At 74.2% G+C, this 10,019-nt stretch carries 3 protein-coding genes; 2 read left to right on the top strand and 1 reads right to left on the bottom strand.

Annotation, left to right across the window (positions count from 1 at the left end; genetic code table 11):
• On the bottom strand, positions 1 to 1,472 hold a 1,472-nt coding region (locus tag ACFQ11_RS27280), incomplete at its 3' end, for an MFS transporter (RefSeq protein ID WP_378303642.1).
• Between the two features lie 294 nt (positions 1,473 to 1,766).
• Here ACFQ11_RS27280 and ACFQ11_RS27275 point away from each other — a divergent pair.
• Both ACFQ11_RS27275 and ccrA read left to right on the top strand, forming a co-directional pair.
• Positions 1,767 to 8,399: an SDR family NAD(P)-dependent oxidoreductase gene (locus tag ACFQ11_RS27275; protein WP_378303639.1), complete on the top strand. Its 6,633-nt coding sequence runs from the start codon at positions 1,767 to 1,769 to the stop codon at positions 8,397 to 8,399.
• Positions 8,400 to 8,436: 37 nt separating this feature from the next.
• The gene (gene ccrA, locus ACFQ11_RS27270; RefSeq protein ID WP_378303637.1) at positions 8,437 to 9,771 is read left to right on the top strand and encodes a crotonyl-CoA carboxylase/reductase; all 1,335 of its coding nucleotides are present in this window, start codon (positions 8,437 to 8,439) and stop codon (positions 9,769 to 9,771) included.
• The last annotated feature ends 248 nt before the right edge of the window (positions 9,772 to 10,019 follow it).

Raw genomic sequence — 10,019 nt, 5'->3', positions numbered from 1 at the left:
GTCGCGCGCGCGCTCGCCGGCGCGGCGGACGCCGCCGGGCGGCGGCTCGGCGGGCTGGTGACGAGCGGGCGCTGCTTGCCGTGCTTGGGGCCGAGCCAGCCGCGCCGGCTGGGCAGGGTGAGGCCGCCGATGACGCCGCCGACCAGGACGAGCGCGGCGCCGAGGATCAGCCCGGACGAGGTGCCCGCGCGGAAGACCTCCAGTTCGGCGGCGCTCGCGCCCTCCTCGGGGACGTGGTGGATGAGCAGCCCGACGATCGCGATGCCGAACGCGCCGGACGCCTCCCGGATGACGTTGATGACGCCGCTGGCGACGCCCGCGCGCCGCTCGGGAACGGCCTTGAGCACGTACATGACGAGCGGCATGCCGAGGGCGGCGCCGACGCCGACGAGCATGACGCCGGGCATGAGGTCGGCGTAGCCGTCGCCGCGCTCGATCGTGGAGAACAGGAACATGCCGAGGGCCATCAGCGCCATCCCGCCGCCGATCGCGGGGCGCGGGCCGATCTTGGCGGCGAGCAGGAACGCGACGGGCGTCAGCACCATGATCGTGATGGCCGGGGGCAGCATGACGAGGCCCGCCTGGGGCGGCGAGAAGTCCAGGAAGCGCTGCAGGAACGTCGCGGAGTAGAACATCATGCCGTTGAAGCCGATGCCGTACAGCATCTGCGACAGCAGCCCGCCGGTGAAGACGCGGTTGCGGAAGAACCGTATGTCGATCATCGGGTCGGGCGCCCAGCTCTCGACCATGATGAAGCAGACGAGCGCGATGAGCCCGAGGGCGAAGACGGCGAGCACGGACGGGTCGCCCCAGCCGTGCTTGGTGCCGGTCTCCAGCGCGTAGATGAACGCGAACAGCATCGTCGCGGAGATGAGCACGCCGGGCAGGTCGACGCGGGCGTCCTTGTTCTCGCCGTGCCCGGTGAGGGTGAACAGGCCGAGCAGGATCACCAGGATCCCGGGCACGATGTTGATCAGGAAGATCCAGCCCCAGTGCCAGTGCTGGACGATGACGCCGCCGATCGTCGGGCCGAGGGCGGTGGCGCTGGACGCGGCGCCGATCCACACGATGTTGCCGATGGAGCGCTGCTTGTCGTTGCGCCCGACGGTGACCATGACCTGCGTGGCGGGGAGGGCGAGCGCCGCCCCGGCGCCCTGCGCGATGCGGGCCAGGATCAGGACGTCGGTGGACTGCGCGAGCCCGCAGACGGCGGACGCGGCGGTGAACACGACCATGCCGGACGTGAACGTCATGCGGGGCCCGTAGACGTCGGTGAGCCGGCCGCCCGCGATCATCAGGCACGAGAACATCAGGATGTACCCGGTGGCGACCCAGTCCTTGGCCGAGTCCGACATGTCGAGGTCGGCCATGATCGTGGGCAGCGCGTTGAAGACCACCGTGTTGTCCATGGTGATCATGAATGCGCTGACGGCGACGACCGCCAGCGCCCATCGGTATCTGCCCCGGGTCAACGGTGCACGCGGCGTGATCTCTCCCCGCGCGCGGGAAATCCGCCGCTACCCCCTAAAATGTCTCGTCGGACTATTGTTACTTTTGGTTCATTAGTCGTTACCCATCACATCTGCGGGATGGGTGTCTCAACTATCCCATCAGGCCACATTGGTTACTACCGAGTCTTGTCATCACCGTGACAAGTGGCTGCGGAGAAAAGTGGTCTGGATGCGCATCGTGAGCCGGTCAGGGTGGGACAAAGTGGGTGCCTCGCTTCGATGAACGATCCCGGTTTCATGGGGGGAACCCACCGCATGCCAAGCAACGATCGTTCCGGAGCCGCGCGGGACACCCCGCAGGATCGGGCTCGGATCAGCGAGGATTCGATTCGCCGGCACCTGATCGAGCAGATCGCGCGTCGCTCCCGGACCACCGCCGACCAGATCGATCCCGACCGCCCGCTCGAGGAGTTCGGGCTCGCCTCCCGCGACGCCGTCGCGATCGCGGGCGAGCTCGAGCAGATGCTCGGCCGGTCGCTCCCCGCCACCCTCGTCTGGGAACACCCGACGATCAACAAGCTCTCGGTGGCCCTCGCGTCCGGCGCCGACCTCGCCGCCGCCGCGAGCGCCGAACCGGCGGCGCCGCCCGTCCCGTCCCGATCCCCGGCCGCGGACGAGCCGATCGCCGTCGTCGGCATCGGCTGCCGCTTCCCCGGCGGCGACCGCGACCTGACCGGCCCCGCCGACTACTGGCGGTTCCTCACCGGCCGCGGCGACGCGATCCGGGAGGTCCCGGACGGACGCTGGGACCCGTTCGACGACGGGTCGCCCGAGGTCGGCGACCTGCTCGCGAACACCACCCGCCACGGCGGCTTCCTGGACGACGTCGCCGCGTTCGACGCGCAGTTCTTCGGCATCACGCCGCGCGAGGCGGCCGTCATGGACCCGCAGCAGCGGCTCGTCCTCGAGGTCGCGTGGGAGGCGTTCGAGCACGCCGGGATCGGCCCGGCGTCGCTGCGCGGCAGCCGCACCGGCGTGTTCGTCGGCGTGTCCGCGCCCGAGTACGCGGCGTTCACCGCGTCCGACCCGGCCGCGCTGGAGCCGTTCACCGCGACCGGCGCGGCGCTCAGCATCATCGCGAACCGGCTGTCGTACCTGCTGGACCTGCGCGGCCCCAGCATGATCGTCGACACCGCGTGCAGCTCGTCGCTGGTCTCGACGCACCTCGCGGTGCAGGCGCTGCGGCGCGGCGAGGCGGACGTGGCGCTCGCGGGCGGCGTGAACCTGCTGCTCTCCCCGACGGTCACGATGACGTTCGACCTCGCCGGGGGCACCGCCGCCGACGGGCACTGCAAGGCGTTCGACGCGTCCGCCGACGGGATGGTCCGCGCGGAGGGCTGCGGCGCGGTCGTGCTGAAGCGCCTGTCGGACGCGCGGCGCGACGGCGACCGGGTCCTCGCGGTCGTCCGGGGCAGTGCCGTCAACTCCGACGGCCGCTCCAACGGGCTCGTCGCCCCCAACTCCGAGGCGCAGCGGGCGTTGCTCCGGGACGTGTACGCGTCCGCCGGGATCGACACCCGCGAGGTCGACTACGTGGAGGCGCACGGCACCGGCACGTTCCTCGGCGACCCCATCGAGGCGAAGGCCGTCGGCGAGGTCCTCGGCGCGGGCCGCTCCCCGGACGAGCCCCTCCTGCTCGGCTCCGCGAAGTCGAACCTCGGGCACATGGAGTCCGCCGCGGGCGTCGCGGGCCTGATCAAGGCCGTCCTCGCGCTGCACCACAAGGTCATCCCCCCGAGCGCGCACTACAGCGAGCCGAACCCGCACATCCCGTTCGACGACCTGCGCCTCTCCGTCGTCGCCGAGGAGACGCCGTGGCCCGACCGCGGGCGCCCCGCCCGCGCGGGCGTGTCCGGTTTCGGCTTCGGCGGGACGAACGCGCACCTCGTCCTCGAGGAGGCGCCGGCGCACGAACCGCGCGTCCAGCCCGCGGCCGTCCGCACGTTCCCGCTCTCCGACACCGCCGACGACCGCGTCCGCGACCACGCGTCCGTCCTCGCGGCCTGGCTGCGCGGCGCCGACGTCGGACTCCCCGACCTCGCCCGCACCCTGCACCGCCGCGCCGGACGCGGCCGGGCCCGCGCCGCCGTCGCCGCCCGCGACCGCGCCGGCCTGATCGACGGGCTCACCGCGCTCGCCGAGGGACGCCCCCACCCGGGCGTCGTCACCGGCTCGGCGCTCGGCGCGCCCGGCCGTCCCGTCTGGGTGTTCTCCGGGTACGGGGCGCAGCGCGCGGGCATGGCGCAGCGGCTCCTGGAGGAGGAACCGGCGTTCGCCGAGGCCATCGACGACCTCGACGGGCTGTTCGCCGAGGAGGGCGGCCCCGCCCTGTGGGACCTGCTCGAGTCCGGCGCGAAGCCGGACGGTCCCGCCGAGACGATGCCGGTCCTGTTCGCGATCCAGCTCGGGCTCGCCCGCATGTGGGCGTCGTACGGCGTCACGCCCGGCGCGGTCATCGGCCACTCGATGGGCGAGGTCGCCGCGGCCGTCGTCGCCGGGGCGCTCACCCCGCAGGACGGCGTCCGCGTCATCTGCCGCCGCTCCCGGCTCCTCACCCGCCTCGTCGGCGGCGGCGCGATGGCCGTGCTCGGCGCGTCCGCCGCCGAGGTCGAGGCCCTCGCCCGCGACCTCCCGGACGTCTATGCGGCCGTCCACTCGTCGCCGAGGCAGACGGTCGTCACCGGCGACGCGGACCAGGTCGCCGAGATCGTCGCCCGCGCCGAGGCCGAGGGCCGCCTCGCCCGCAAGGTGCAGGCCGAGGGCGCGGGCCACTCCCCGCAGGTCGACCCGCTCCTGCCCGAGCTGCGCGAGCTGCTCGCGGGCGTCGGCGCCGAACGGGGCACGCCCCTCGCCGACGGGATCGCCCTCTACACCACGGCCCTGGACGACCCGCGCGCGTTCGCCGCCGCGGACGCGACCCTCGACGCCGGGTACTGGGCGTCGAACCTGCGCAACCCGGTGCGGCTCACCGACGCGGTCGCCGCGGCCGCCGAGGACGGGTACCGCACGTTCGTCGAGGTCAACGCGCACCCGATCCTCGCGCACGCGGTCGGGGAGACCCTGGACGGCACCGGCGCGTTCGTCACCCACACCCTCAAGCGGGCGCCCAAGGGGCAGGAGACCGACGACACCCTCACCTTCCACGCGCAGCTCGCGTCCCTCGCCGCGCACGGCCACGCCGTCGCCGCGCCCGCGGACGGCGCGATCGTCGACGTCCCGGTCTCGCCGTGGCGGCACGAGCGGCACTGGGTCGACCTCTCCGCGCGCGCCGACCGGGGCCGCGACGAGCACCCGCTGCTCGGCGCGCACGTCGAGCTGCCCGGTGAGGACCGGCACGCGTGGCGCGCCGACGTGGGCCTCGCCGCCCGCCCGTGGCTCGCGGACCTCGCCGTCCACGGGCTGCCCGTCCTGCCGGCCGCCGCGTGCGCCGAGATGGCCCTCGCCGCCGGCGCGAGCGCGCTCGGCACCGACGCCGTCCGCGTCAACAGCCTGTGGATGGAGCGCCCCCTCGCGCTCGCCGACAGCACGATCGTCACCACGACCTACACCGAGGCCGAGCAGCGCGTCGAGATCCACGCCCGCACGCCCGCCGGGACCTGGACCCGGCTGGCCAGCGCCGACGTCGGCGAGGACCACCGCGCCCTCGTCACCGGCCCCGCCGGGAACGTGGACGACCTGCCCGAGGTCGCCGCCGCCGAGCGCGGCAGCCGCCACTACCGCCTGCACCCCGAGGTCTTCGACCGGTGCCTGGCCGTCCTGTCCGCCGAGGCCGCGGCCTTCGCGGGCGAGGACGGCGTGTGGCTCGCCGAGACCATCGGCGGCCTGCGCGTCCACGGCCCGACGCACCGCGGCGGCCGGGTCCGCGCCACCGCCCGGCGGGACGAGGAGGGCATGACCGGCACGGTCGTCCTGCTCGGCCCGGACGGCGAGGTCCTCCTCGAGGCCGCCGGCATCGCGCTCCGCCGCACCGGCCGCCCCGACGTCCCCGTCCCCCTCCACGACAAGCTCGTCGAGCTCGTCTGGGACGAGTCCCCCCTCACCGGGGACGCCGCCGACCCGGACGCCGCGCCCGCCGAGGCCGCCGCGGACGGCGCGGTCGGCGCCGACGGCGGGGAGCGGCGCGCGTGGCTGGTGCTGGCCGAGGACGACGACGCGCTCGCCGGGGCGACCGCCGCCGCGCTCGCCGAGCGCGGGCACCGGGTCGTCCGGCACCGGCTCGGCGCGGCGCCGCCCGACGACCACCCGATGGACGAGCACGCGGTCGCGGGCGTCGTGCTCGTGCCGTCCGCCGGGCTCGTCGACGAGGAACTCGTGCTCACCGTCGCGCGGGTCAGCCGCACGCTGCCCGACGGGCCCCGGCTGTACGTCGCGACCCGCACCGCCGTGCCCGTCCTGGACGGCGAGGCGGGCGAGCCCGCGCACGGGTTCGTCCGCGCGCTCACCCGCGTGCTGGCGTTCGAGCGGACGGTCCAGCGCGCGACGCACGTGGACGTCGACCGGCCCGCCGACCTCGTCGCCGAACTGCTCGCGGACGGCGCCGCGCGGGAGGTCGCGTGGCGCGGCGGCGTCCGGTACACGGCGCGGCTGGCGCCCGGCGCGGCGCTGGAGCCGCCCGCGCGGCCGGGGCGGATCGTGCGGCGCGGCGGCGCCTACGTCATCACCGGCGGGTACGGCGGGATCGGCCTGGTCACCGCGCGGCTGCTCGCCGAGCGGGGCGCGGGACGCATCGTGCTGTCGGGCCGCCGGGGCCCGGACGACGCGGCCGAGAAGGTGATCGCGCGGCTGCGGGAGAGCGGCGTCGACGTGGGCATCGTCCTCGGCGACATCGCGGCGCCCGGCACCGCCGAGCGGCTGGTGCGGGTCGCGCAGGAGGGCGGCGTCCCGCTGCGGGGCGTCGTGCACGGCGCCGGCGCCATCGACGACCGGCTGATCGCCGACCTCGGGCCGGACGACCTCCACCGGGTGTGGACGGCGAAGGTGGAGGGCGCGCGGCGGCTCAGCGAGGCCACCTGGGACCTCGACCTCGACTGGCTCGTCATGCACTCGTCGGCGGCGGCGCTGCTCGGCTCGCCGGGGCAGGGCGCGTACGCCGCGGCGAACGCCGCGATCGACGCGCTCGTGGCGTACCGGCGGGCGCACGGCAGGCCCGGCACGACCGTCAACTGGGGCACCTGGTCCCGGGTCGGCGGCGCCGCCGACCTCGCGGTCGCGGTGATCGAGCCGATCAGCCCGGAGGAGGGCGCCGAGGCGCTCGAGGCCCTGCTGGTGCACGACCGTCCGGCGGCGGGCGTCCTGCGGTTCGACCCGGCGGCCGCGGTCGGGCTGTTCCCCGAGATCCGGAACATGCCGTACTTCGCGGCGCTCACCGAGGCGGCGGGCGAGCAGGCCGACACCGGCGACTGGCCGGGCGTCGACGCGCTCGGGGAGCTGCCGCCCGCCGAGGCGCGCAAGGCGATCGCCGCGCAGGTCAGGTACCGGATCGCGTCCGTACTGGGATTCGAGCCGCAGCGCCTCGATCCCGCGGTCCCGCTGACCGACCTCGGGCTCGACTCGCTCGTCGCCGTCCGGATCAAGAGCGGCGTCGAGCACGACCTCGGCCTGACCGTCCCCGCGTCGGTGCTGCTGCAGGGCGCGAGCGTGAACGTGTTCGAGGAGTGGGCGGCCGGCGAGCTGGGCCTCGGCGACGCGCCCGCGCCGCCCGCGGCGGCCGCGGCGAACGCCGAAGCCGGGTACGTGATGCCGCGCGACGCCGCCGAACGGCTCGCCGTCCGGATCTTCGAGGACGTCCTCGGGGTCGACCGGGTCGGCGTCACCGCGGACTTCTTCGCCGACCTCGGCGGGACGGACGCGCAGGCCGACCGGCTCGTCGCGGCGGTCGTCGAGGAACTCGGCGGCGGCCGGCCGGCCGGGGAGGACGGCGCGGTCACGCGCGCCGGACTGCTCGCGACGGCGACGGCCGAGCACGTCGCGGAGTTCCTCCGCGCCGCCGACGAGGAGGCCGCACGGCAGACCGTCCGCCCGCTCAAGACCACCGGCACGCGGCGCCCGCTCTTCATCGCGCACCCGGCGGGCGGCACGACCGCCTGCTACCGGCAGCTCGTCGACCTGCTCGGCGCCGACCAGCCGGTGTACGGGCTCGAACGGTTCGAGGACGCCCCGCCCGTCGAGGAGCGCGCCGCCCGGTACGTCGCGCACCTGCTGGAGGCGCAGCCCGAGGGCGCGTTCCGGCTCGGCGGCTGGTCGTTCGGCGGCGTCCTCGCCTACGAGACGGCCCGGCAGCTCCGCGCGGCCGGACGCGAGGTGGAGTTCGTCGCCCTGTTCGACGCGGGGCTCCCCCTCCCCGTGGACGACGAGTCCGACACGCTCGCGCGCCGGTTCTCGGCGTTCGCCGACTACATCAACGAGACGTACGGCCTGGACGTCGCGCTCACCTACGAGGAGCTGTCCGGGCTGGACGAGGAGGCGCAGTTCGCGCTGGTCATGGAGCGGGCCGCACCGCTGGTGGATCACATTCCGCCGGCGGCGCTCACCCACCAGCTCACGTCCCACCAGGACACCCGATCCCTGGAGGCGTACCGGCCGGGGCCGTACGACGGCCGCGTCATCCTGTACTACGCGCCCGAGGAGACGCCCTGGGCCGTCCGGGACGCACGTTACGTCCTCGACGGGACGAACGGGTTCGGCGGGCTCTGCGCCGACCTGGAGAAGGTGACGATCCCGGGCGTGCACCACCTCAACCTGCTGGACCCGCCCGGCGTGCAGACGCTCGCGGCGCACCTGGAGGACCGGCTCGCCGGACGCGCGCCCGCGCCCGGCGAGGCGGCACGCAGTGAACCGCCGGAGGCCGCGGGCGCGGCCGCGCGCCGCCGGCCGACCCCCGCCCGCTGAGGGCTCGCCCCACCCCGTCGTTTCACGGAGGACACCCATGGCTCAGCCCGGCTCGTCCCACCCGCTGCTCGACGCCGTCCGCAACGGCGCCAGCGGCACCGAGCTGCAGGAGATCGACCTGCCGACCCGCTTCCGCGCCGCCTTCACGCGCAAGGACGAGGTCGGGATCTTCGAGGGGCAGACCGACAAGGACGTGCGCCGCTCGCTGCACGTGGACGAGGTCGAGATGCCCGAGCTCGCCCCCGACGAGTGCGTGGTCGCGGTGATGTCCGCGGCGATCAACTTCAACACCGTCTGGTCGGCGATCTTCGAACCGGTCCCGACGTTCGCGTTCCTGGAGAAGTTCGGCCGGCAGGGCTGGTACGGGGCCCGGCACGACCTGCCGTACCACATCCTCGGCTCGGACGGCTCCGGCGTGGTCGTCCGCACCGGCGAGGGCGTCCGGAACTGGAAGGTCGGCGACAAGGTCGTCCTGTCCCCGTTCTTCGTGGACGAGGAGGACCACGGCTCCTACGACGACGGCATGATGAGCGAGAGCCAGCTCGCGTGGGGCTTCGAGACGAACTTCGGGTCGCTCGGCGAGTACTGCATCGTCAAGGCGAACCAGCTCATCCGCAAGCCGAAGCACCTCACGTGGGAGGAGGCGGGCTCGAACATCCTGTGCGCGGCGACCGCGTACCGGATGCTCGTCGGGTCGCACGGGGCGCGGATGAAGCAGGGCGACGTCGTCCTGATCTGGGGCGCGACGGGCGGCCTCGGCTCGTACGCGACGCAGCTCGTCCGCAACGGCGGCGGCATCCCGGTGGCGGTCGTGTCGTCGGCGGAGAAGGCGGAGATCGTGCGGTCGCAGGGCTGCGAGCACATCATCGACCGGAGCCAGCTCAACCTCGGCGAGGAGGGGCTGCGCCACCCGAAGGCGGGGCGCGTCCTCGGTGAGGCGATCCGGTCGCTGGTCGGCGAGGACCCGGGGATCGTGTTCGAGTACCTGGGCCGCGAGACGTTCGGCGCGTCCGTCTACGTCGCCAAGCGCGGCGGCAAGATCGTCACGTGCGGGTCGTCGACCGGGTACCGGCACGAGTACGACAACCGCTTCCTGTGGATGCGGCTGAAGAGCATCATCGGCTCGCACGGCTTCAACTACCACGAGGCCGTCGAGATCAACCGGCTGATCTCGCTCGGCATGGTCCACCCGACCCTGTCGAAGGTGTACGACCTCGACGAGGCGGGCGAGGCGACCCGCGCCGTGCAGACGAACCAGCACGTCGGGAAGGTCGCGGTCCTGTGCGGCGCCACCGGCGAGGGCCAGGGCGTCGACGACCCGGCGATGCGCGAGCGCATCGGCGAGGACAACCTGAACCGCTTCCGCCGCTAGACGTTCCCCCGCGGGGCCGGGCGGCGCCCCCTCCCCACCCGCAGGCGCCGCCCGGCCCTCCCCGTCGTTCTCCCGGCCGCTTCTGACACGCCTTTACAGAAAGTGACAAGGGGTGGACGCAGCGGAGGTGTGAGAAATCGTCGGCAGGGTCGGCCGATTCTGGTCGAATGTCGACCTAGACTTTCGCCCTGGCCGCTCGCCGGGTCATGATTTGCCCCACACAGGTCTCATAAGTAGTTAATTACCCC

The organism is Actinomadura sediminis (assembly GCF_042675525.1).
In the GTDB taxonomy this organism is placed as follows: Bacteria; Actinomycetota; Actinomycetes; order Streptosporangiales; family Streptosporangiaceae; genus Spirillospora; species Spirillospora sediminis.
The sequence above is the reverse complement of the archived record's forward strand: the minus strand, read 5'-3'. Positions and strand labels throughout refer to the sequence as shown.